We start from the raw sequence: 21,367 nt of genomic DNA on the forward strand, positions 1-21,367 counted from the left end.
GCGATTGCGATGGTGGATTCACTCCCGTAATCGCGGGTGAACCCGCTCCCACAGGGTCCGCGTCCAGCCTTCAGTTCATCCGGTCACCATTGAAACTCCGTGCGTTTCCCAAAAGCTTGAGTACAATCATCGGATTTTTGCGCTGGCACATTGCCCGCGCTTTTTTTCCGTCCTGGATTGCTCGATGCTGAACGGCAGTTATTCCCCCTCCCTGGTCATCATTTCCCTGTGCGTGGCGATCCTGGCGTCCTATACCGCCCTGGACCTGACCGGGCGCCTGGCTACCGCCAAGGGCCGTGCGGTGTACCTGTGGATGGCTGGTGGTGCCATGGCCATGGGGATGGGCGTCTGGTCGATGCACTTCATCGGCATGCTCGCCTTCAGCCTGCCGATCCAGCTGGGCTACGACGTCACCCTGACCTTGCTGTCGCTGGTCATCGCCGTCCTGTCCTCGGGCTTCGCCCTGTGGCTGGTCAGCCAGCGCAGCCTGCCGCTGCACATGCTTCTGCTGGGCGCCGTGATCATGGGCGCCGGTATCGCGTGCATGCACTACACCGGCATGGCGGCGATGCGCATGCAGCCGGGCATCCAGTACGACCCGCTGCTGTTCGGCCTGTCCCTGCTGATTGCGGTCGGCGCGTCGATGGCGGCGCTGTGGATCGCCTTCCGCCTGCGCCGCAACACCCCGTACGTGCGTCAGGTACGTGGCGGCGCGGCGGTAGTGATGGGAATTGCCATCGTCGGCATGCACTACACCGGCATGGCCGCGGCCAATTTCCCCGAAGGCAGTTTCTGCGGCGCCTTCGAAACCGGCTTCAATGGCGACGGGCTGGACTACCTGGTGCTGATCACCACCCTTGCCGTGCTGTCGGTGGCGCTGCTCACCTCGGTGCTCGACGCGCGCCTGGAAGCCCGCACCGCGGAGCTTGCGCGCTCCCTGACCCTGGCCAACCAGGAACTGACCCAACTGGCCCTGCACGATACCCTCACCGGATTGCCCAACCGCACCTTGCTGGCCGACCGCATCGACCAGGCCATGAAGAAGGTCGTCGAGCATGGGGGCCAGTTCGCCCTGATGTTCATCGACCTGGACGGCTTCAAGCCGGTCAACGACGCCTTTGGCCATCACACCGGCGACCAGTTGCTCAAGGAAGTGGCCGTGCGCTTGCGTGGCCACCTGCACAGCCAGGACACCCTGGCGCGGATCGGCGGTGACGAGTTCGTCCTGCTGGTGGAACTGGACGACCCGGACGACGCCGTCAACGTGGCCGCCAAGCAGGTCAACCTGGTGTCCCGGGCGTTCCGCGTGGCCGAGCAGAACCTGCAGATCTCGGCGAGCATCGGCATCGTCCTGTATCCCGGCAACGGTGCCGACCAGCACGAACTGCTGCGCAACGCCGACGCGGCCATGTACCACGCCAAGAGCGCCGGGAAGAATGGCTACAGCTTCTTCGACGTGTCGATGAACAGCAACGCGCGCCTGCAACTGCAGTTGCTTCAGGACCTGCGCACGGCGGTGGAGGAAAAGCAGTTCCGCCTGTTCTACCAGCCCAAGTACGACGCCATCGGCCGCCACCCGGTCGGCGCCGAGGCCCTGGTGCGCTGGGAGCACCCGCTGCACGGCCTGCTGTTGCCGGACCGCTTCATCACCCTGGCGGAAAAGACCGGCCTGATCATTCCCATCGGCGAGTGGGTGCTGGAGGAAGCGTGCCGGCAGATGCGCGAGTGGGTCGACCAGGGCTTCACCGACTGGCGCATCGCGGTCAACCTGTCGGCCATCCAGTTCTGCCACGCCGGGCTGGTGGACAGCGTCGCCGCAGCACTGCAGCGCAATGACCTGGCGCCCAACAGCCTGACCCTGGAAATCACCGAAACCACCGCCATGCACGATGCCGATGCCAGCCTGCATGTGCTGCAACGCCTGTCGGACATGGGGGTGGATCTGTCCATCGACGACTTCGGTACCGGCTATTCGAGCTTGATGTACCTCAAGCGCCTGCCGGCCAACGAACTGAAGATCGATCGCGGCTTCGTCCGCGATCTGGAGCAGGACAGCGACGACGCGGCGATCGTTTCGGCGATCGTCGCCCTGGGCCAGGCGCTGGGCCTGCGCATCGTTGCCGAAGGGGTGGAAACCGACCGCCAGCAGGATTTCCTCACCCGCCTGGGCTGCGATTCGCTGCAGGGTTACCTGCTCGGCCAGCCGATGCCGGCCGAGGCTTTTCTCAAAAACATAGAGAAGGTGCGGGTGGCCCAGGCAGGGGCCTGAGGCCTGATGCGCGGGAATCAGGCCGAGCGCTTGAGGGCGCAGGACGGCTGGAACGCTTCCAGTTCGTCTTCCACCGCTTCGATGATCCGCTCGACATCGTGAGCGGCCATGACGGTGGAGCAGGGGATGCCGGCGATGGCCAGCAGGGTTTCACCGGTGGCCCGGTCGAACAACCGCGCGACCATGCTGCGCGGCGCATCCATGCTCGCTTCGAAGCCCAGCGGGTGAAAATGCCAGCGCATCATCTGGCACGCGCCGGGAAAGGTTAACTTGTTCATGCAGGCCTCCTTGTATCGCGCGACGATAACCCTGAATGAATTCGACCAAAGTTGTAGGCCTTTTCCGGCCAGAGGCTAACCATAGCAGTATTGCTTTGGGTGAAAAGCAATAATTCCCGATGCTTTTTACCGTTCCATGACGGTGGTCACATTCCCTGGTCGCCCCGGGGATTTGCGCAAACGTTTTTTTCGCCACTCGCGGCGCGGTTTGCCGGGTTGCGCGACGTAATGTCGACGCACAGTGGATCCATGTTTTCCGACCGGCGGCAAGCGCCGGGCTTCAGCTCAACAGGCCGGCGGCGATGTTCACGGTGAAACCGAGGATCGCCGTGTTGAACAGGAAGCCGATCAGCGAGTGCAGGAGCACCACCCGGCGCATGCGCTTGCCGCCAATGCCCACGTCGGAGGTCTGCACGGCCACGCTGATGGTGAACGAGAAGTAGTGGAAATCCCAGAAGTCGGGCCGCAGCTCGCCGTCGGGAAAGCGCAGCAGCGGCTCCTTGCCGGCGCCGGTATAGAACAGCCGCGCGTAATGCAGGCTGAAGATGGTACCGATCAACAGCCAGGAGCCGGCCACGGTCAAGCCGGTCCAGGCGTAGTGCAGCAGCCGCGCCTGGCCTTGCAGGTCCTTGCTGCCGGCCAGTTGCAGGGTTACCGCGGCCAGGCTGGCAACGGCGGCGATGCTGACCACGAAGAGCACCAGCGCGGCGTTCTCGTCCTCTTCCTCGGCGATGCGTCGGACCTTGTCGGCGCCGGCCTTGAAGGTCAGTTGCAGGATCAGGGCAAGGTAGATCCATAGGGCGATGTTCCATCCGGCGAGGATGTGCTGGATCGTGTCGCCGGCAGGAAGGAGCAGGCCGCCGAGCACACCGAGGACGGCAGCGGCGGAAAGGCGCGGATGGGTTCGGGCCAGTTTGTGGATTGCCATGAGGGCTCGCGGGGCGTGGGCTTCAGGCAACTGTAGACGATCGGGCCGGGCAGGTGGCTCGGTGCGGCGAGGATGCTGCCGATGGCCTCATCGCGGGCCATCGGCAAGATCACGGGTTATAGGGCTGCCTTCACCTGCAAGCCCACCACCAGCGCGTTATCGATATCAGCGCCGGAGAACGCCCCCGGCTCCATGATGTATTGCACATCCGGGCGCAGGGTCAGCCAGGGCGTCGCCTGGTAGCCATAGCTCAGCTCGATCAGGCGCTCGGCATTGCCCAGGCTCGGGAAGTCTTCACCATTGGCCAGCGCATTCTGCTCCTGGACCTCGCGGCTGCGCGGGTTCGGCACGGCCCGGCCGAAGCCAAGCGCCAGGGTATCGTTCGGCCGGCTGGCGAACGGCTGCTTGAGCACCACGCCGGTGCTGTACCACTTGCTGAACGGCGACGCCGCCGAGCTGGCTGCGGCAGCCTGGCCGAACACATGCAGGGTCTGGCCCTTGAGATCAGGTGCCTGCCATACCGCCTGGTCCAGCAGCACGTAGTGCCCACCACGCCCGGCGACTTCCTCGTCGCTGCCGATACGCTTGGCATCGGAGCTGTCGTAGTACCAGCCGACCTTGTACTCGCCCGGCAGGCCATCGAGCTTCTTGTACACCAGCTCCACCGGCACCACGGTGCCGGTCTTGTGCTTGGGCGTGATGTTCCAGGCGCGGCTGGAGTTGCCGTTGCTTTCCGGGTCCACGGCAAAGGCCGCGACACGCAGTTGCCAGGCCGGATCGAAGCTGTACTTCACCCGCACGCCAAGGCGTGCATTGGGGTAGTTGGTCCAGCCGCTGCCACCGGACATGTTCAGCGGATGCCCGCAAAAGCCGGCGTTCATGAAGTTGCACAGGATGCCGCTGTCGAGCCCGCCGAGGTCATTGCCCATGGCCATGTAGCCGAGCTTGACGTCCAGGTCCGGGGTGAACAGCGTGCGTTCGTAGCTCAGTTCGGTCAGGCGGGTGTACAGGCCACCGTAGTTTTCCTGCAACGGCAGGCGGTTACCGACCAGGTCGCCGGAGCCGTCGTTGCCGCGGCGGTCGTTGATGGTCAGTTGCACCACGCCGGCATTCTCGGCCTGGAGCAGCTTGTCCAGGTCGAAACGCACGCCGAGCTTGAGGTTCTGCGAGTAGCGCGCCGAACGCTTGAGGCCGCCGTGGGTGTTGTAGACGCTCTCGCCGCTGTAGTCGCCGGTAAAGCGGATGCCGTCGGCGTCCATCTGGCTGCGCAGGCCGCCCCAGTCGCCGGTCAGGGTCGAATCGGCGAAGGCGAACGAGGGCAGCAGGCAAGCGCCCAGCAGAGCGACGGGAAGGTAACGCGGGGAAGAAGACATATCGGTAGTTCCGGGATAACGCGAGCGCCCGCCGCGACGGCGGGCGCTGGAGAGGGTCAAGGCAGGGCGTAGGCGATCACGTAGTCGCCGCGGTCGGTGGACTGGCGTGCGCCGCCAGCGGTGATGACCACGTACTGCTTGCCGGTTTTCGGCGACACATAGGTCATCGGGCCACCCTGGCTGCCGACGGGCAGGCGGGCTTTCCAGATTTCCTTGCCGTTGCCGCTATCGAAGGCGCGCAGGTAGAAGTCCTGGGTGCCGGCGATGAACACCAGGCCGCCCTGGGTCGACAGGGTGCCGCCAAGGGTCGGCAGGCCGATCGGCAGCGGCAGGTGCATGCGGATACCCAGCGGGCCGGTGTCCTCGACGGTGCCGACCGGTACTTGCCAGGCAACCTGGCGGGTCTTCATGTCGATGGCGGTCAGGGTGCCGTAGGGCGGGGCCTGGCACGGAATGCCGGCAACCGACAGGAAGCGGTTCTTGTTCACCGCATACGGCGTGCCTTTCAGTGGTACCGCGCCCATGCCGGTGTTCAGCGCTTCACCGCCGCCCGCCGCCTGGCCCTTGTTGGCCGACGGGATCATCTGGATCCACAGGCCCAGGCGCATGTCGTTGACGAAGATCAAGCCATTGACCGGGTCGGTCGACAGGCTGCCCCAGTTCATGCCGCCCAGCGAACCCGGGAAGCTCAGCGACAGGTCGGTGCCCGGCGCCGTGTACAGGCCGTCGTAGCGCATCTTCTTGAAGTCGATGCGGCACAGCAGCTGGTCATACGGGGTGGCGCCCCACATGTCCGACTCGGTCAGGGTCTGCGCGCCGATCTGCGGCATGCCCACGGAGCGTGGCTGGGTCTTGGAGTACTGCTCGCCAGGAATGTCGGCGGTTTTCACCGGGACTTCCTCGACCTTGGTCAGCGGCTGGCCGGTGGCGCGGTCGAGCACGTAGATCTGCCCGGCCTTGGTGCCGATGACCACGGCCGGAACCTGGCTGCCGTCGTCCTTGGTGAAGTCGATCAGGCTCGGCTGCATCGGCAGGTCGAAGTCCCAGAGGTCGTTGTGCACGGTCTGGTAGACCCACTTCTCGGCACCGGTGCTGGCGTCGAGGGCGACCACGGAGGCGCCGTATTTGTGGTTCAACTGGGTGCGTTCGGCACCGTAGAGGTCGGTGGACGAACTGCCCATCGGCAGGAACACGGTGTTCATCGCCGCGTCGTAGGACATCGGTGCCCAGCTGTTCGGCGTGCTGCGCACATAGGTCTTGCCGTCGGCCGGGGCCTGCTTGTCCTCCGGGTTGCCCGGGTCGAAGGCCCAGCGCATGGCGCCGGTGATCACGTCGAAGCCGCGGATCACGCCGCCGGGCATGTCGGTCTGCACGTTATCGGCGACACGTCCGCCAACCACCACGGTGGTCCCGGCCATCAGCGGTGCCGAGGACAGCTGGTAGTAGGAGTCCGGGACATCGCCCAGGCCGGCCTTCAGATCGACCTGGCCCTTGTTGCCGAAGCCTTCGCAGAAGGCGCCGGTATCGGCGTCCACCGCGATCAGGCGGCCGTCGATGGTGTTGGTCAGCAGGCGACGCTCGCAGGCGGCACCGGCGGGAACACTGGCCGCGATCACCGGGATGCTGTTCGGCTGGGTCGGCTGCACGATCGGCTGGCTTGCATCGAAGTAGGCCAGGCCACGGCAACGCTGCCAGACCTTGGACTGGGCGTTGATATCGTTGCGCCACAGCTCTTTGCCGCTATCGGCATCGAGAGCGATCAGGTTGTTGTGCGGGGTGCAGATGAACACCTTGTTGCCGATCTGCAACGGGGTCAGCTGGTCTTCGGCGCCGTTGCCGTCGCTGATGGCGATATCGCCGGTGCGGTAGGTCCAGGCCACCTTGAGCTTGTCGATGTTGCCGCGGTTGATCTGGTCCAGCGCGGCGAAGCGGCTGCCACCCTCGGTGTTGCCATAATGCGCCCAGTCCTTCTGCGCCTTGGCCGGATCCACCGGGGTCAGTGCCGGGCCATCGCCCTTGGCTGCCACGGTCGGGTGGGCGACGAACATGTTACCCACGGCCCACACCACGCCAATGGCCAGTACGCCGGCGACAGCGTAGGCACCGCGACCGCCGCTCGCACCGCTGGCGCGCTTGAGCATCGGGTACACCAGCGCGACCACCAGGCCGATGACGCTGAACATGAACAGGCGGGAGAACATCGGCCAGAAGCTGCGGTCGGTATCGACCAGCGCCCAGATCGCCGTGGCCACCAGGAACGCGCCGAACAGCCAGGCACCGGCCGGCTTGCGCAGGGCGATAAGGATGCCGGCCACGGCCATGGCCGCACCGCCGATCAGGAAGTACCAACTGCCACCCAGGGTAGTCAGGCGAACACCGCCCGCCGCCAGGGCCAGGCCGAGCAGGGCGATGATCACGCCCAGCCCGATCAGGATGAATTTGCTTAGGCCGGAGGCCTGAGGTTGAGGGGTCATGCCGGGTATCTCGCTGTGTGAATGCGGTGGCGATTATACGCTTAGCTAGCTAATTAACCAGATAGTTCATTGGTCGAATGTGAAAAACCGGGTTGAATGCCGGGTATTGGCTGAGTTGAGCGTAGCCCTTCAACGGAACGCTTGCAGGTGGGGTTCCACATCTTCATCTGGAGAGATACGGACCCTGTGGGAGCGGGTTCACCCGCGATTGCGATGGTGAATTCACTACCGTAATCGCGGGTAAACCCGCTCCCACAGGGTCCGCGTCGTTTGGGCGGTTGAGGTTGTTACCGGGATGCACGGATTTGGGTCGTGCTCTGAGCCATTTGGTAGCACCACCCACCAGCCCACTGCAGCCTCCATCACCACCATTCCCATCCAAATCAATCCTTTAACGCCCATTCGAACAACCTGGCACACATCCTGCTTTTTCGTATCCATGGATAATTGGATACAAAAATACAAAGGTGAGCCCCATGCAATTCGCCCCCGCCTACGTTGACCGTCAGCCGCAGACCGCCGAGGAAGAGGCCTACAACTTCCTCCTCGAAGCCATCTGCTGCGGCCGCTACCGCAAGGGTGACCGCCTGATCGCCGAAGACATCGCCAGCGAGATCGGCATGAGCCGCATGCCGGTGCGCGAGGCCTTTCGCCGCCTTGACGCCCAGGGCCTGGTGACGCTGCGTCCCAACCGCGGCGCGGTGGTCAGCGGCCTGGATATCGAGGAACTGCACGAAGTCTTCGAAATGCGCAGCGCCCTTGAAGGCCTGGCCGTGCGCGTGGCCGTGGCCCATATCGGCGAACGCCAGCTGGCGGCCCTGGAGCGCATGCTCGACGAGATGGACGACTACCGCGACGAAAGCGCCCAGTGGGTGCGCCGGCACCGCGCCTTCCACGAGTACCTGTGCAGCTTCAGCGGCCGGCCGCGCCTGATGAAACAGATTTCCGCGCTGTACTCGCTGGTCGAGGCGCCCATGCGCCTGTGGCTGCAGCACGGCGAAAAGCCCCTCAGCGCCCGCGAGGAGCACGCAGTGATCCTCGATGCCATTCGCGCCGGCGATGCCGACAAGGCCGAAGCCGTGGTCCGCGAGCATATCGAGGGCATCGTTCCGGCGCTGATCCAGTTCCTGCAATCGGAAAAATAGAGGCGGGCCCGAACCCGTCCGTGTGTTGACTTTGAATCCTGCCGTTTTCCAACGAAGTGGAGTGTCTGGTCATGCATCTACGCCGCGCCTTGCTGGTGGCTGTTTCTCTCGGTCTGAGCACGCAATGGGCCGCCGCCGCGCCCCAGGTGCCGGAGCGCCTGAAGACGGTCGAAAAACTCACCTATTGCTCGGGGATGGATTCGCCGCCCCTGGTCTCCTTCGATGCCGCGCAAAAGCCCCGCGGGCTGACCGTCGACCTCGGCCTCGAAATCGCCAAGCGCCTCGGCAACAAGGACGTGCAATGGCGGGTGATTCCGTTCTCCGGGCTGGTCCCGGCGCTGCTGGCCGGGCAGTGCGACATGATCGTCGACCAGTTGTTCGACAAGCCCGAACGGCGCCAGGTGATCGATATCGTCAACTACATGTATTCCAGCCAGGCGGTGGTGGTGCCCAAGGGCAATCCCAAGGGGCTGAAGACCCTCGACGACCTCTCCGGGCACAAGGTCGCCGTGCTCAACGGCTCCACCATCAAGACCCTGCTCGACGCCCATAACGACACCCTGGCCAAGGCCGGCAAGGCGCCGATGAAAGTGGTGGTGTACAACACCGATACCGACGCCTTCCAGGCCCTGCGCATCAGCCAGGTCGACGCCTACGGCACCACGGTGGAAACCGCCGGCTACTACGCCGCCATGGCCCCGGACCTGTTCGAAGAAGGCGTACCTGCGTTCAGCCGCATCCACACCGGCCTGGGCATGCGCAAGGACGACCCACAACTCACCGCAGCGGTACAGCAGATCATCGACGACATGCGCGCCGACGGCAGCTACGCGAAATTGCTGGGCGCCTGGCACGTCAGCAGCGACACACTCGACTGAGGAACAGCGGGCATGAACTTCAATTGGGATGTGTTCTGGCAATACCTGCTGCAGCCCAGTGGGGTGTACCTTACCGGGCTGTGGCTGACCTGCCTGATCGCCGTGCTGGCCATGGCCCTGGGCTGCGCCCTGGGGCTGGCCGCAGCGCTGATGCGCCTGTCGAGCAACCCGCTGCTGCAATGGCCGGTGCGCTTCTATGTGTGGCTGATGCGCGGCACGCCGCTGCTGGTGCAGATCGTCTTTCTCTACACCGCGCTGGCGGCGGGCGGGATCTTCCGCTTCGAGGACATCGAGCTGTTCGGCCTGGTCGTCCCCGGCAATATCCAGGCGGCGATCATCGCCCTGGGCCTCAACGAAGGCGCCTACATGGCCGAGATCATCCGCGCCGGCATCGGCGCCGTGGACAAGGGGCAATACGAGGCCGGGCGTTCCCTGGGCATGACCTTCGGCAAGCTGATGCGCCGCATCGTGCTGCCCCAGGCCTTTCGGGTGATCGTTCCGCCGATCGGCAACGAATTCAACGTGATGCTCAAGAACACCACGCTGGTCAGCGTGATCGGCGTGCAGGAACTGCTGCTCAGCACGCAGATGGTCACCTCGGCGACCTTCCGTGTGTTCGAGCTGTACCTGGTGGTCGCCATCTACTTCCTGTTGCTCACCACCCTGTGGGGCTTTTTCCAGCGCTGGCTGGAAAACCGCTTCGGCCAGTCCGACCGGCCCAGCGCGCCGCCCCCGGCCGCCAGCCGCATGTTCGGCCGCGGCACCCTGAAATTGCTGAGAGGACGCTGAGCCATGGCGCAGAAGAGCGAAGAACTGGTGATCGAGGCGCTGGACATCCATAAGTCCTTCGGTGCCTTGCAGATCCTCAAGGGCGTATCCCTGCAAGTGAAGCGCGGCGAAGTGGTGGTGCTGATCGGCGCTTCGGGTTCGGGCAAGACCACCTTCATCCGCTGCATCAACCTGCTGGAAGACATCCAGGGCGGGCGCATCCGCGTCAACGGCCACGCCATGGGCTACCGCGAGCGCCCGGATGGCAGCCTGGTACGCGACTCCGAACGCAATATCGCCCGCCAGCGCCGGGACATCGGCATGGTCTTCCAGCGCTTCAACCTGTTCCCGCACATGACCGCGCTGGAGAACATCATCGAAGCGCCGGTGCAGGTGCTCGGTGTGTCCAAGGCCGAAGCACTGGAACAGGCGAAGAAGCTCCTCGCCCGGGTCGGCCTGGCGGACAAGGGCGGGCACTACCCGTCGATGCTCTCCGGCGGGCAGCAACAACGGGTCGCCATCGCCCGCGCCCTGGCCATGAAGCCGCAAGCCATGCTGTTCGACGAACCCACCAGCGCCCTCGATCCGGAGATCGTTGGCGAGGTGCTGCAAGTAATGAAGGAACTGGCCGAGGAGGGCATGACCATGGTGGTGGTCACCCATGAAATGGGCTTCGCCAAGGAGGTTGCCGACCGCGTGGTGGTGCTCGACCAGGGCGAACTGATCGAACAGGGCCCGCCGGAACAGATCTTCAACCACCCGAGCCACCCGCGTACCCGGGCCTTTCTCAGCCGCGTGCTCTGAGTCTGTGGTCCACCCGTTCCTGAATATGAAGAGAGCCAAGCCATGTTGAAACTGTCTGCCCACGAATATCCCTATCCATCCCAGCGCCAGAGCGTATTCGCCCGGCGTGGGATGGTCGCCGCCTCCCAGCCGCTGGCCGCGCAGGCCGGGATCGAGATCATGCAAAAGGGCGGCAACGCCATCGATGCCGCCATTGCCACGGCGGCGGCGCTGACGGTGGTGGAGCCCACGGGGTGCGGCATTGGCGGGGATGCGTTCGCGCTGGTATGGGTCAAGGGGCAATTGCATGGGCTCAATGGCAACGGGCAGGCGCCGGCAGCGTTGTCGGTGGAGGCAGTCAAGTCTGCCGGGCACTCGGCAATGCCGCTATATGGCTGGACGCCAGTGACGGTACCCGGCTGTCCCTCGGCCTGGGCCGTACTGTCGGAACGCTTCGGCCGGCTGCCCTTCGCCGACCTGCTGCAACCGGCGATCAGCCTGGCGCGGGAGGGCTTTCCGGTCTCGCCGGTGGTGGCGCATCAGTGGGCGATTGCATTGAAGGAGTTCTCGCCGCATCGGGATGGGGTGCTGGAGGCCTGGTTCGATACGTTCCTGATTGATGGGCGGGCGCCCAGGGCGGGGGAGATGTTCTTCAACCCGGCGCAGGCCGAGACCTTGGCAGAGCTGGCCGCGACCCGGTGCGAGAGTTTCTATCGAGGCGCTATTGCCGAGCGGCTGGATGCGCACTCACGGGCTACTGGCGGGTACCTGCGGGCCCGTGATCTGGAAGGGTATCGGGCGCAATGGGTCGATCCGATCTCGATCAACTACCGCGGGGTGGACGTCTGGGAAATCCCGCCTAGCGGGCAAGGGCTGGTGGCCTTGATGGCACTGAAGATCCTCGAAGGCTTCGACTTCGACCACCGCGACAGCCAACTGACCTGGCACCGCCAGCTGGAAGCGATGAAGCTGGCCTACAGCGACGGGCTGCACTACATCACCGACCCCCAGCATATGCGGGTGGCGGTAGCGGACTTGCTCAGTGACCAATACGCGGCGCGGCGCCGGGCGCAGATCGGCGAACAGGCGCAACCGCCGCTGCATGGCGACCCGCTGGCCAGCGGCACGGTGTACCTGGCTGCGGCGGATGGCGAAGGAAATATGGTCTCGTTCATCCAGAGCAACTACCACGGCTTCGGCTCGGGGGTGGTGCTGCCGCACAGCGGCATCGCGCTGCAGAACCGAGGGCAGGAGTTCAGTCTTGATCCGTCGCATGCCAACTGTCTTATCCCGGGGAAAAAGACCTTCCACACGATCATCCCGGGGTTCCTGACCAGGAACGGGGAAGCGCTCGGACCGTTTGGCGTGATGGGTGGGTATATGCAGCCGCAAGGGCATGTGCAGATGGTGATGAATATGGTGGATTTCGGGCTGAATCCGCAGGCGGCACTGGATGCGCCGAGGTGGCAGTGGCTGGGGGGGATGAAGGTTGGGGTCGAGCAGGGGGCTTCGCGGGATTTGATCAACTCGCTGATCAGGCGGGGACATGAGGTGGTGGTGGTTAGTGATTCTACGGAGTATGGGCGGGGGCAGATTATTTTGCGGGATGGGGGGAGTGGGGTGTTGTGGGGTGGGGCGGAGCCGCGGGCGGATTCGGTGGTGGGGGGGTGGTGAATTTTTTGACGAGGTTGTATAGGGTTTGTCTATTTTATAAATCTATAGGTTAAGTTGATTGGCGCAGCTCTTGGCGAATTAAGCACGTTTGGGGTAAGTCCGGTACGATAACTTATCTGCGGCAAGGCTTGAGGCAGGCTTTTGATCAAGCTTGCCCCTGATCCATTCTTTTATCTCCGCAGGGGATGGTTACGGACTTTTGTATGAGGTGACTGAAGGTAGTTTATTGAATCGATAACCGTTATGTGGGTGTTACAAATATCTTGGCATAAAAGCATAAACCACTTCAGTAAGGCGTGCTCGGCTTCGTCTTCAGTGCTGTGATATAGACTGATTGCCTCTCTTGGGTCAGTTACCAGTCCAGTGTTTGAACGGTAGGAAATTATGCCTTTATTTAAGATGCATACGAGGTTTGGCCACTTTGGCCTTTCAAGTGCCTTGAGCGATTCCGCCAGGTTTTTAGTGACTGTTTCAAGGTTTGGACTGTCTAGGCAGAAAATGAAAGTCCATATAGCATCACAGTTGTTGTTCTGTGGAGAAAGTTTTGATTCAAGGCCAAAATGATAACCACTTCTTGCAGTGTTTGTTCCGTTGCCTGTCCTGTCGAGTTCGCGCACTATTTTTAGTTTCGCTATAGCGTCTTCAAGCTCGATTTTGCTCATGTGACTTTTTACTTCGCCTACTGCGACTACTGATTCGCACGGGTATAAATATTTATTTTTTAGTATCTTGAATCTTGGTGCTATAAAGCGATCATAGATGATGATGTCAGCTTGCCTTGACAGTTTTCCATGGATGTCTATTACAAATCCCGAATCAACTCCGAATCGCTGCGGTAAATATTCTCTTAGCAGCTCTTTGACGACTTCTTCGCGGCCGGATCCGCGTTCTCCATTATGGGGGATGCTAGACGCTAGCTCGTCATAATCTATTTTGATTTGCTTTGATAGGGCTGAGAATATGTCCTTGAGGTTAACGGTTTCCATGTGTTTGTCCAGATTTATATTATTGTGAAAAAGCTGAGTTTTTGGGGCTCTTCGTCATCTCTATTATTTTAACTACGAGTCGGCCAGACACTTATTCTGGGTTTAAGAATTGCGGAACGGATAAAAGACAGTTGGCATAGTCAGCGCGCCATCGTCGGGGTAGGGCCACGGCACGCGGCTGTCGAGGTAACGGACGACCTCCCAGTGCGGGAAAAGCTCTTGGATAGCAGGGGCGTCGCTCAGTTGGAGCGGGGTAAGCAGCAGGCGGGCTGTCTTGAGGACGGGCGTGCTTTCCATGACGCAGTTCCTTTACGAGGGCATGACTTGAGCAAACCGTAGTGTCGCAGTGCTGGAGCCATGATGTCGAGAGGCCATATGCTGCTGGTTTTCGCATCGGCGACATTCATTCTTCGACCGGATAGACAGTGACCAATCTTCTTTTCATTTGCAGCCGCAACCAGTGGCGCAGTCCCACCGCTGAGACCATGTGGCGTCGGCGGGCCTGTTTCAGTGCTCGTTCGGCGGGCACCGGTCCGAATGCTCGCAAGTCGGTTGGTCCCGCCGGTAGCCGCTGGGCCGACATCATCTTTGTGATGGAGCGAAAGCACCTGCAACGGTTGCAGGCGGAGTACGCGCGCTTGCTGGAGAACAAGCGGGTCCATGTGCTGGATATTCCGGATGAGTTTCGTTACATGGATCCTGAGTTGGTTCCATGCTGGAGGACACGGTGAGTTCATATCTTTGAGTGATAAAGCAGGAAAGGAGGAGGGGGAAACGGCTCGTGGTTGACGGACCGGTTTACTGCCTGCTTCGTAGGAGCTCTTCGGCGGGGACTCATAGGCGAGGATCGAATTTTCTTCTGATCCAACGCCCGGGAGTCCATTCCACTGGCAGAGCTAGGCAATGCAGGACAGCACACAGAAAGGCAAAGGCTGCAATGATCGGGTAGTTTTCGTGGAAGTCTTGTAAGCAACCATGGAAGAAAGCACACCCATATTCTGCGAGGTTCATATGGAATGCGGCAATGTACAGGTTGTATATGATGAGGACTATCGCGTATCGGGTCTTATAGCCGGCTCCTGAAAATCTCCGCCTCAGCCAGAATGCGACCGCCAAATCCAGTGAGCCTGCCGTAAGATACAATGCCGTTATCATGTTTCTAATGCTCCTCGATTCTGGTGGCGTTACAGGCTTCGTCTTATCCTGAAACGATACCTTGGCTCCCATTCAGTTGGGATCGCGAAGCAATGCAGAAATAGGCATGCCAGAGATACCCAGGCGATAATGGGGTAGCTTTCCTCCAAAGGCGGGAAGCATCTGAAAAACAGCATGCAATCCTTGAGTGCCAGCTCTACGTGGTAAAAAATACAGAAGGCGTTATAAAAAATCACCAGCATGGTTGACCATGTTGAGTAGTTTCTTCCTGAAAATATATGTCTCAGGCAATAGGCGAAGATAAGAACAGAAAGTGCACTGATTACAAATGTTGTCGTGATCATTTCTCAAACTCATCAATAACCTGCTTGGTAGTCCATGAGCTGATACCAAATTCAAGCAGCAGTGCGTGCTTGTTCATGAGTTTGTAGGCGCGGGTATAGTCGGGCCTGATTGTATGAAATAGTTTCCATGCCCCATCCTTCTTTACCAGTCTCGCAAGTCCATAAATTGAAAGCCCAACGTCCACTACGCCGTATGCAATATTTCCCTCTCTCGCACTGCCTCCCGCAGCGATGGCTGTACTTTGGTACGCATTTCGTAGCGGTCCGACAGTATCAGTTCGACGGCGAACAAGATTTGAAAGGTTTTCGTAGGCATTGTTTGCTCCATGAGCAATCATTGGTGCCCCTCCCAGGGCGCAAGCAGTCCCCGCCGTGATGTAGCAAATACCGACTCCCGTCGTCACCATTGATGCACCTGAGATCACGCCACCGACTTCCAGGCTTAATCTGCGAAGGGTCTTGTGTTCTGCCTCAACTTTTCGCAGTCCCTCTTCTGTTCTTATTCTTCCGTTTCTCACGTCTTCAAGAATCTGTCGTACGTAGTAGGCCATGTCTCGATTGAATCTCCCTCGCAGTAGACCATCCTTGATGTGTCGGGAACTGACAATGCAGGCGTATCTCGTCAAGTTGGTCGCGCTCTGGTGAAGCTCCCAGAATTCATTATTCAAGCGGTAGGGCGAAGGACGCGTGCTCATTCTTCCAGCCCCCAAAACGCATAGCCGCTCGTGCTCGCCGTGTGGTGAATCCAAGTGATGCTGTGATAGCGCAACATCACCTGTTCCATCGGCTCGGCATCGCTGTACAGAAGCACGTCGGGGATATCCAGATTGATGGCGACAATTCGGGCGCCTTTGATCGAGAGGGTGAAGTACTTTTGCTGGTTGCCCCCAAAGGTTCGATAGAGATCGATTTCGCAGAAAAGCTCTTCTCGATTAGCAAGAGCTTGGGCCAGCAGGGGCGTGGATTTGTCCAGAGGCTTGTGTATGACGAGGGGGTTGTGGACGGCTTCGGAGATGTTGCTGATGCTGGTCATCGAATGGTTCAACGACCGTATGAGAATCTGGTCGGTGTGACCGACCTGGCATTTGTTTCCGATTGACTCCTGGGTAGAGCAGCCGGCGGAGATCAGGCCCGACTTGGTGCCGGTGATGCTCATGTAGCTGTGACTGGACATGGTTGAACTCCTTGTAGGTTGGAGTTCGCAGCCTAGAAAGCTGAAACGGCAGCGTCTGTGAGACGTTTCCCAAAGAGTTGAGGGAAATTCAGCAAGTTTGCGGGTGGAGTGGAAAAGTAGCTGGGGCGGAGGCGACTGCGCGTGAGGTTGACGGACCGGTCCACAGAGAACACCCCGCGCGCCTGGATGCGCCCTTTCGCGCAGTTGCCATCAAGCAAGAATCTGTAGGGCCGCATGGGCGGCCCGTTAAGCGATGAACCTCTCAGCTTTCGATTTGCGGGCAGGCCACTCCTTGGCGCAACGCCTCGGTCAGTGCCTGACAGATTTCCAGTGATTGCCAGGTAGCCCATGCCTTGTCCGCCAATGGGCGGGAGAGCATTTCGCAGAGTTGGGCGTTGGATTCGAAGGCCGAGGTGATTGCAGCCGAGAGGTGGGCCAGTGCGTCTTCGATGTCGGCATCCGGGCATACGGCGAAGATGTGGGGATGGGCGCCGGCGCAGGTGCCGAAGTGGATGTTGGCGGTTTTACGGCGGGGTGGGGCGGGTGGGTCTGGAACGATCTTTTTCATTTGGGCGTCTCCTAGGCTATAGGGGCCGCCACTTGTATCGCTACCAAACGAATGGGTGGCGGCTGTACACAGGTTGGTAGACCGGTCCTAGGCATCCGGCGCGCACGAAGGCGCCCCATGCACAGCCACCATGACTCAACGCTACGACCATATGAATATGATCATTCGTCTTGAGTGGAGCGCTTGAATACTAGGAACCGGGCTACCAAACCCAATCGCCAAACCACAGCGACCGGCGAAGACTAGGCACGGCGTTCCAGGAGCGCAACGGCTGATAAGGCGGAAAAGTATGCTTGGGAAACTGCCTACATGAAAGTCGGAAGCGGGAGATGTTTTGTAGGAAGGAATGGCAGTTTTAGCTGGATATTTGAGATAGGGCTGTGAGGTGTGTCTTCACCGAGGGATGGAATCGGTCATGGATATTCAGCGGGGTGGCAACTCGGCAGGGGAAAAGCATGCTCTGGGAACCAGTGGCAGAAGATCGAAGCGAGGCGGAGCTGTTGCAGGCGGATGCTGATGGTTCTGTAGTGATTGTTGCGGGGGATTCACTGGCGCAATCGCTGGCAAGCTCTCATAGAACAAGACATAACTTTTTGATTTGCAGGGACCTTGTGGGAGCGGGTTCACCCGCGATTGCTATTGTGAATTCACTACCGCAATCGCGGGTGAACCCGCTCCCACAGGGTACGCGTCGTGCTTTGGAACTGTTCTCTGCGCGACAGCGCGGCCTGAAAGGTTGGGCGGACTCCCACAGGTGGCGTGTCGTGCTTGGGGTTGGTGGCTGGCAGAGGTCGCGGGGCTGTTGGGGAATATGAGGTTGCAGGTGGGCTGAGACACAGGGGTGTATGGTTTGGGACCGCTAACCGGTCCTTCGCGGGCAAGCCTCGCTCCTACCTTGATTTGCAGTGTGCTTATTTGAGGGTGAAGAGCTGGGAGATCAGTTGCAGGGCTTGCTGACCCTTGGCTTCGTACAGTTCGTGGAGAGGGCTCTGGTCTGTGAGCGTGTGCAGTCGGAAATTGTTGTAGAACGCCTGACCCAGCCGCTGCTGATCGAGGCTGCCCGAATGCCAGAGGCGCAGGAATTCCTCGTAAGCTGCTTGTTCGATTTCCATCAGTTCGGCTTTCTTCCCAGAATGATATTTCGGCAGTCCAGTGTCAGTTCGTCCAGATGGGGCGCCAGTGCCTTCGCGCCGAGCAAGTCTAGAGCGTGGGCTGCAGCGTCCCGCAGTGGCTGCCATTCCTCATGGATGAACATGTGCTGGTTTCCACAGTGAAAGGCGGCTTCGGACAGGTCGTTGCTTAGCTGCCAGACCTTTTCCAGCGCCGCTCGCACGTCCATCGGCAGGGCCTTGCCTGCGACCTCCAGCACCTCGTTGACCGGCAGCATCTTCTCCGACCAGGTCTCACAGGCCGGGCAGGAGGGGATCGAGTAGCGTTGCACCTCTGCCGTGGCTGCCAGGAAGTCGAGCGCCGGGATGGCCAGGCACACGGCAAGTATCCGCTTGTATTCGTCTTGCCCGTACCATTCCCAGAGTCTGTCGGGGAAGTCCATTGTCTACTCCGATTGTGATGAGGCACTTCAATTGGAGGGGATTATCCGGGGCTTGTGATGTTCTGGCGAGGGGGGGGGTTCAGCTGTGTTGCTGAGGGCCTCATCGCTGCATGGGTATCTACACATCTTTTCTGAGCAGTGGCGGTGGCGAGGTGCCTGTCAGAGAACCGCGTCATGGCCACCAGATGCATGCCGGTAGATCTTCAGCGCCCTCTAGATCGAGCGCCGCGTGGGCGGCGCTCGATCTCAAGGGCGCCAAAAAAGTCATGACAAGCACCTGTCAGCCCTGATGCGATCTACTGACAGGCCCTCTCACCTCAAAAGATATGTAGATACCCATGCTCATCGCTGGCAAGCCAGCTCCCACAGGGTCCGTGCCGTACTCGGGGCAGTTTTGCCACCAGCAGAAGCCCGCCGTGCTTACTCCCCACGCCGCAACAAGGTATGCGGCGCTACGCCGAAGGCCTTGCGGAACGCGTGGCTGAAATGGGAGAAGTCGGAGAACCCGAACTCCAGCGCGGCCTGGGAAACACTTCTTACCTGGCCGCGTTCGATCGCTGCGCGGCTGGCGTTGAGCCGTTCCTTCCAGATTTCGGCGACCGGGGATTTCTGGTGCCGGGCAAACGCCCGGGTCACCGTGCGCGTCGAGACGTGGTGGGCCACGGCAATCGATTCGATCGACAGTTCCGGTTCGGTCAGGTGCCGCTGGATGTAGTTCATGATCCGCCCGTAAAGGTCCAGCTCTTGGTGGGTGGTCTTGAGGTCCTGCAGCTCCAGGCTGAGCACCAGCAGGTCGATGATGGTGCTGGAGTAGCGCCGGGCGATGCTTTCGTTCTGCAGCAACGCGGCGGAACTGGCGGCCTGGCCGATCATCTGCCGCAGCGGGATCACCCCGGGGCGGGACTCGTCCAGCACCAGGGCGGTGAGGTCGGCGATGCCCGGCAAGCGCTGCGCCAGCAGCGGTCGGGGGATGCGGATCAGGTGGTTTTCGGTACCACCCAGGCTGAAGCGGAACGGTTGGGTTGCGTCGTAAAGAAACACACTGCCGGTCGTCAGGCTGGCCTTGCGCGTGTGTTGTTCGATTTCGCCGTAACCGTCGAGGGTGAAACCCAGCCAGATATCTTCGGCGGGGTCGCCGCGCAGGTGTTGCTCGGAACGCATCCAGTGGTGCAGTGGCGATGACAGGGTGGTGATGTCCAGGGGGCCAATTCCGTTGACCTGTAGCGCACCCTCGAAATTGCTCTGCGACGAGGGTTTGCTGTCTGCCGACAGGCAATGCCGGCAGACCACTTCCCGCCAGTAGTCGAAGCGACGGGCTGGCGAAACGGCGAGGGTGGAATAGTGATTGGTCTCAGCCATGATGGCGCTCACCTTGATGCTACTACTTGAGGAAACGAAGCACTGTTACCGAGGTTCCGACAGGCAATATCCACGCCAGCGCGATTCGCCGGCACGGGCCTTGGCCAACCCGGCCTGCGGCTTGAGTGCAGCGGCGGCGTCCATCGCAAAAGCACCTCTTGCGCCTGCCCATTCCGGGGCATAAAGCCTTTTTCTCCCTGTGCGTTGCACCATCGCGGTTCGTGTCCTGGCAGGTGTTTCAGCGCTGTCTTTACCAACCAAACGGTTGTCCTGACCAACAAAGCGACGCCGTTGTGGCGTGCCTAACGTTCACCTCACGGCATTTCCAGCAACCTGCGCCGATGAGGTGAGCCCATGCGAGTTCAACAACAACAGCGAATGGCCGACGAGTTCAGGTGGCTGCATATGCGCGACCTGGCGCCCGAAGAATTTTTGTCGTGGCTGATCGAGTGGGGAGCGTGCGCGTTGCGTGCCCGTGGTAATGCCGAGCGTGTGTCCGAAGCCAAAATAACAAGGAGCCTGTGATGGAGTCCGCAATCGACAAACACCTCAAGTGCCCGCGCACCTTGTCGCGCCGGGTGCCTGACGATTACCAGCCGCCGTTCCCGATGTGGGTCGGTCGCGCTGACGAGCAGTTGACCCAGGTGGTGATGGCCTATCTGGGTGTGCAGTACCAGGGCGATGGCCAGCGCGAGCGGGCCTTGCAGGCGCTGCGCGAGATCGTCGCCAGCTTCAGCCTGGCCGACGGCCCGCTGACCCACGACCTGACGCACCATGTCGATAGCAGCGGCTACGACAACCTGATGGTGGTGGGCTACTGGAAAGACGCCAGCGCGTATTGCCGCTGGATGCGTTCGGCCGAGGTGGATGGCTGGTGGAATTCGCCGCAACGCTTGCACGATGGCCTGGGTTACTACCGCGAGATCAGTGCGCCGCGGGCCGAGCAGTTCGAGACCTTGTATGCGTTCCAGAACGATCTGCCCGGGGTCGGGGCGGTGATGGACGGCATCAGCGGCGAGATCGAGGAGCACGGTTACTGGGGCTCGATGCGCGACCGCTTCCCGGTGTCGCAAACCGACTGGATGAACCCGGACGGCGAGCTGCGCGTGGTGTCCGGCGATCCGGCCAAGGGCGGGCGGGTGGTGGTGGTCGGCCACGACAATATCGCCTTGATTCGCTCGGGCCAGGACTGGGCGGCGGCTGAACAGGCCGAGCGCTCGCTGTACCTGGACGAGATCCTGCCGACCTTGCAGGACGGCATGGATTTCCTGCGCGATAACGGCCAGGCGCTGGGCTGCTACAGCAACCGCTTCGTGCGCAATATCGATGCGGACGGCAACCTGCTCGACAAGAGCTACAACATCGGCCACTGGCGCTCGGTGGAAAAACTCGAACGCTGGGCGGAATCCCACCCGACCCACCTGCGCATCTTCGTCACCTTCTTCCGCGTGGCCGCGGGGCTGCAGAAGTTGCGGCTCTACCACGAAGTGTCGGTGTCGGATGCGAGCAGCCAGGTGTTCGAATACATCAACTGCCACCCGCACACCGGCATGTTGCGCGACGCCCAAGCAAGCGCCAACTAACCAACGAACTCCACGTTTAGCCCTGCACCTGTCGTTGTTACGGCAGCGGGGCTCTTTTTGCCCGCGTTTTGCCAAC

At 61.2% G+C, this 21,367-nt stretch carries 19 protein-coding genes and 2 pseudogenes; 9 read left to right on the forward strand and 12 right to left on the reverse strand.

Translation table 11 applies throughout. From position 1 onward, the window contains the following. Positions 1-184 precede the first annotated feature (184 nt). Positions 185-2,269 carry a putative bifunctional diguanylate cyclase/phosphodiesterase gene (locus tag ACPFMA_RS11715; RefSeq protein ID WP_420059437.1) on the forward strand — a complete coding sequence of 695 codons (2,085 nt, stop codon included), beginning with the start codon at positions 185-187 and terminating at the stop codon, positions 2,267-2,269. 17 nt (positions 2,270-2,286) lie between these two features. Here the strand turns inward: ACPFMA_RS11715 and ACPFMA_RS11720 are convergent, their stop codons facing one another. The 4 genes from ACPFMA_RS11720 to ACPFMA_RS11735 all read right to left on the reverse strand — a co-directional run bounded on the left by ACPFMA_RS11720 (position 2,287) and on the right by ACPFMA_RS11735 (position 7,322). Further along, a complete protein-coding gene (locus ACPFMA_RS11720; RefSeq protein ID WP_009400322.1) occupies positions 2,287-2,547 on the reverse strand; it encodes a DUF1652 domain-containing protein in 261 nt (86 codons plus the stop codon). Positions 2,548-2,827: 280 nt separating this feature from the next. After that, positions 2,828-3,475 (reverse strand): DUF1345 domain-containing protein, encoded by a 648-nt coding sequence (locus ACPFMA_RS11725; protein WP_425930242.1) that lies wholly within the window; start codon positions 3,473-3,475, stop codon positions 2,828-2,830. A gap of 116 nt (positions 3,476-3,591) precedes the next feature. After that, positions 3,592-4,848 carry a carbohydrate porin gene (locus tag ACPFMA_RS11730; RefSeq protein WP_420059435.1) on the reverse strand — a complete coding sequence of 419 codons (1,257 nt, stop codon included), beginning with the start codon at positions 4,846-4,848 and terminating at the stop codon, positions 3,592-3,594. A gap of 56 nt (positions 4,849-4,904) precedes the next feature. Next, the gene (locus tag ACPFMA_RS11735) at positions 4,905-7,322 is read right to left on the reverse strand and encodes a glucose/quinate/shikimate family membrane-bound PQQ-dependent dehydrogenase (RefSeq protein WP_064303086.1); all 2,418 of its coding nucleotides are present in this window, start codon (positions 7,320-7,322) and stop codon (positions 4,905-4,907) included. 476 nt (positions 7,323-7,798) lie between these two features. On the opposite strand from ACPFMA_RS11735, the gene ACPFMA_RS11740 reads away from it, so the two are divergent. The 5 genes from ACPFMA_RS11740 (at position 7,799) to ACPFMA_RS11760 (ending at position 12,570) form a co-directional block, all read left to right on the forward strand. Then, positions 7,799-8,467, forward strand: coding sequence for a GntR family transcriptional regulator (locus ACPFMA_RS11740; protein WP_425930243.1), 669 nt, complete (start codon positions 7,799-7,801; stop codon positions 8,465-8,467). A gap of 71 nt (positions 8,468-8,538) precedes the next feature. Beyond that, positions 8,539-9,345, forward strand: coding sequence for an ABC transporter substrate-binding protein (locus tag ACPFMA_RS11745; RefSeq protein ID WP_425930244.1), 807 nt, complete (start codon positions 8,539-8,541; stop codon positions 9,343-9,345). A 12-nt stretch (positions 9,346-9,357) separates the two neighbouring features. Continuing rightward, complete coding sequence (locus ACPFMA_RS11750) at positions 9,358-10,134, forward strand: amino acid ABC transporter permease (protein ID WP_425930245.1); 777 nt, start codon at positions 9,358-9,360, stop codon at positions 10,132-10,134. Positions 10,135-10,137: 3 nt separating this feature from the next. After that, on the forward strand, positions 10,138-10,917 hold the full coding sequence (locus ACPFMA_RS11755; RefSeq protein ID WP_009400315.1) for an amino acid ABC transporter ATP-binding protein: 780 nt from the start codon (positions 10,138-10,140) through the stop codon (positions 10,915-10,917). A gap of 42 nt (positions 10,918-10,959) precedes the next feature. Further along, positions 10,960-12,570 (forward strand): gamma-glutamyltransferase family protein, encoded by a 1,611-nt coding sequence (locus ACPFMA_RS11760; RefSeq protein ID WP_425930246.1) that lies wholly within the window; start codon positions 10,960-10,962, stop codon positions 12,568-12,570. Between the two features lie 170 nt (positions 12,571-12,740). On the opposite strand, the gene ACPFMA_RS11765 is transcribed toward ACPFMA_RS11760, so the two are convergent. Together ACPFMA_RS11765 and ACPFMA_RS11770 are read right to left on the reverse strand one after the other, a co-directional pair. Beyond that, entirely contained in the window at positions 12,741-13,556 is an 816-nt protein-coding gene (locus ACPFMA_RS11765) for a DUF6602 domain-containing protein (protein ID WP_425930247.1), read from the reverse strand. Positions 13,557-13,694: 138 nt separating this feature from the next. Next, positions 13,695-13,853 (reverse strand): annotated as a pseudogene (locus ACPFMA_RS11770) (GNAT family N-acetyltransferase); the annotation flags it as partial. Between the two features lie 128 nt (positions 13,854-13,981). Here ACPFMA_RS11770 and ACPFMA_RS11775 point away from each other — a divergent pair. Further along, positions 13,982-14,301 (forward strand): annotated as a pseudogene (locus tag ACPFMA_RS11775) (low molecular weight protein tyrosine phosphatase family protein). Positions 14,302-15,051: 750 nt separating this feature from the next. Here ACPFMA_RS11775 and ACPFMA_RS11780 read toward each other — a convergent pair. From ACPFMA_RS11780 to ACPFMA_RS11805, 6 genes are all read right to left on the reverse strand, one after another. After that, positions 15,052-15,606, reverse strand: coding sequence for a DUF4225 domain-containing protein (locus tag ACPFMA_RS11780; RefSeq protein WP_425930248.1), 555 nt, complete (start codon positions 15,604-15,606; stop codon positions 15,052-15,054). Positions 15,607-15,746: 140 nt separating this feature from the next. Next, positions 15,747-16,229 carry an Hcp family type VI secretion system effector gene (locus tag ACPFMA_RS11785; protein WP_425930249.1) on the reverse strand — a complete coding sequence of 161 codons (483 nt, stop codon included), beginning with the start codon at positions 16,227-16,229 and terminating at the stop codon, positions 15,747-15,749. Positions 16,230-16,491: 262 nt separating this feature from the next. Further along, positions 16,492-16,797: a hypothetical protein gene (locus tag ACPFMA_RS11790; protein WP_425930250.1), complete on the reverse strand. Its 306-nt coding sequence runs from the start codon at positions 16,795-16,797 to the stop codon at positions 16,492-16,494. Positions 16,798-17,708: 911 nt separating this feature from the next. Next, positions 17,709-17,909: a hypothetical protein gene (locus tag ACPFMA_RS11795; protein WP_425930251.1), complete on the reverse strand. Its 201-nt coding sequence runs from the start codon at positions 17,907-17,909 to the stop codon at positions 17,709-17,711. Then, positions 17,909-18,349, reverse strand: coding sequence for a hypothetical protein (locus ACPFMA_RS11800; protein WP_009400309.1), 441 nt, complete (start codon positions 18,347-18,349; stop codon positions 17,909-17,911). Before ACPFMA_RS11800 ends, ACPFMA_RS11795 begins: the two co-directional genes overlap by 1 nt. 420 nt (positions 18,350-18,769) lie before the next feature. Further along, positions 18,770-19,708, reverse strand: a complete 939-nt coding sequence (locus tag ACPFMA_RS11805) for a helix-turn-helix domain-containing protein (protein ID WP_425930252.1) — start codon at positions 19,706-19,708, stop codon at positions 18,770-18,772. A 354-nt stretch (positions 19,709-20,062) separates the two neighbouring features. Here ACPFMA_RS11805 and ACPFMA_RS11810 point away from each other — a divergent pair, with 354 nt between their 5' ends. Both ACPFMA_RS11810 and ACPFMA_RS11815 read left to right on the forward strand, forming a co-directional pair. Next, positions 20,063-20,233, forward strand: coding sequence for a hypothetical protein (locus ACPFMA_RS11810; protein ID WP_420056667.1), 171 nt, complete (start codon positions 20,063-20,065; stop codon positions 20,231-20,233). After that, entirely contained in the window at positions 20,233-21,291 is a 1,059-nt protein-coding gene (locus ACPFMA_RS11815) for a phenylacetaldoxime dehydratase family protein (RefSeq protein WP_425930253.1), read from the forward strand. Before ACPFMA_RS11810 ends, ACPFMA_RS11815 begins: the two co-directional genes overlap by 1 nt. Positions 21,292-21,367 lie beyond the last annotated feature (76 nt).

Origin of the sequence: Pseudomonas sp. NyZ201 (genome assembly GCF_049860765.1) — a bacterium.
Taxonomy (GTDB): domain Bacteria; phylum Pseudomonadota; class Gammaproteobacteria; order Pseudomonadales; family Pseudomonadaceae; genus Aquipseudomonas; species Aquipseudomonas bharatica.

Bases quoted from the DNA above. Each gene is read 5' to 3' on its own strand.
- ACPFMA_RS11735 (WP_064303086.1), bottom strand. From the start codon at position 7,322: ATGACCCCTCAACCTCAGGCCTCCGGCCTAAGCAAATTCATCCTGATC.
- ACPFMA_RS11720 (WP_009400322.1), bottom strand. From the start codon at position 2,547: ATGAACAAGTTAACCTTTCCCGGCGCGTGCCAGATGATGCGCTGGCAT.
- ACPFMA_RS11745 (WP_425930244.1), top strand. From the start codon at position 8,539: ATGCATCTACGCCGCGCCTTGCTGGTGGCTGTTTCTCTCGGTCTGAGC.
- ACPFMA_RS11740 (WP_425930243.1), top strand. From the start codon at position 7,799: ATGCAATTCGCCCCCGCCTACGTTGACCGTCAGCCGCAGACCGCCGAG.
- ACPFMA_RS11800 (WP_009400309.1), bottom strand. From the start codon at position 18,349: ATGGACTTCCCCGACAGACTCTGGGAATGGTACGGGCAAGACGAATAC.
- ACPFMA_RS11805 (WP_425930252.1), bottom strand. From the start codon at position 19,708: ATGGCTGAGACCAATCACTATTCCACCCTCGCCGTTTCGCCAGCCCGT.
- ACPFMA_RS11785 (WP_425930249.1), bottom strand. From the start codon at position 16,229: ATGTCCAGTCACAGCTACATGAGCATCACCGGCACCAAGTCGGGCCTG.
- ACPFMA_RS11810 (WP_420056667.1), top strand. From the start codon at position 20,063: ATGCGAGTTCAACAACAACAGCGAATGGCCGACGAGTTCAGGTGGCTG.
- ACPFMA_RS11815 (WP_425930253.1), top strand. From the start codon at position 20,233: ATGGAGTCCGCAATCGACAAACACCTCAAGTGCCCGCGCACCTTGTCG.
- ACPFMA_RS11795 (WP_425930251.1), bottom strand. From the start codon at position 17,909: ATGGAAATCGAACAAGCAGCTTACGAGGAATTCCTGCGCCTCTGGCAT.
- ACPFMA_RS11790 (WP_425930250.1), bottom strand. From the start codon at position 16,797: ATGAAAAAGATCGTTCCAGACCCACCCGCCCCACCCCGCCGTAAAACC.
- ACPFMA_RS11725 (WP_425930242.1), bottom strand. From the start codon at position 3,475: ATGGCAATCCACAAACTGGCCCGAACCCATCCGCGCCTTTCCGCCGCT.
- ACPFMA_RS11730 (WP_420059435.1), bottom strand. From the start codon at position 4,848: ATGTCTTCTTCCCCGCGTTACCTTCCCGTCGCTCTGCTGGGCGCTTGC.
- ACPFMA_RS11760 (WP_425930246.1), top strand. From the start codon at position 10,960: ATGTTGAAACTGTCTGCCCACGAATATCCCTATCCATCCCAGCGCCAG.
- ACPFMA_RS11715 (WP_420059437.1), top strand. From the start codon at position 185: ATGCTGAACGGCAGTTATTCCCCCTCCCTGGTCATCATTTCCCTGTGC.
- ACPFMA_RS11780 (WP_425930248.1), bottom strand. From the start codon at position 15,606: ATGGCCTACTACGTACGACAGATTCTTGAAGACGTGAGAAACGGAAGA.
- ACPFMA_RS11755 (WP_009400315.1), top strand. From the start codon at position 10,138: ATGGCGCAGAAGAGCGAAGAACTGGTGATCGAGGCGCTGGACATCCAT.
- ACPFMA_RS11750 (WP_425930245.1), top strand. From the start codon at position 9,358: ATGAACTTCAATTGGGATGTGTTCTGGCAATACCTGCTGCAGCCCAGT.
- ACPFMA_RS11765 (WP_425930247.1), bottom strand. From the start codon at position 13,556: ATGGAAACCGTTAACCTCAAGGACATATTCTCAGCCCTATCAAAGCAA.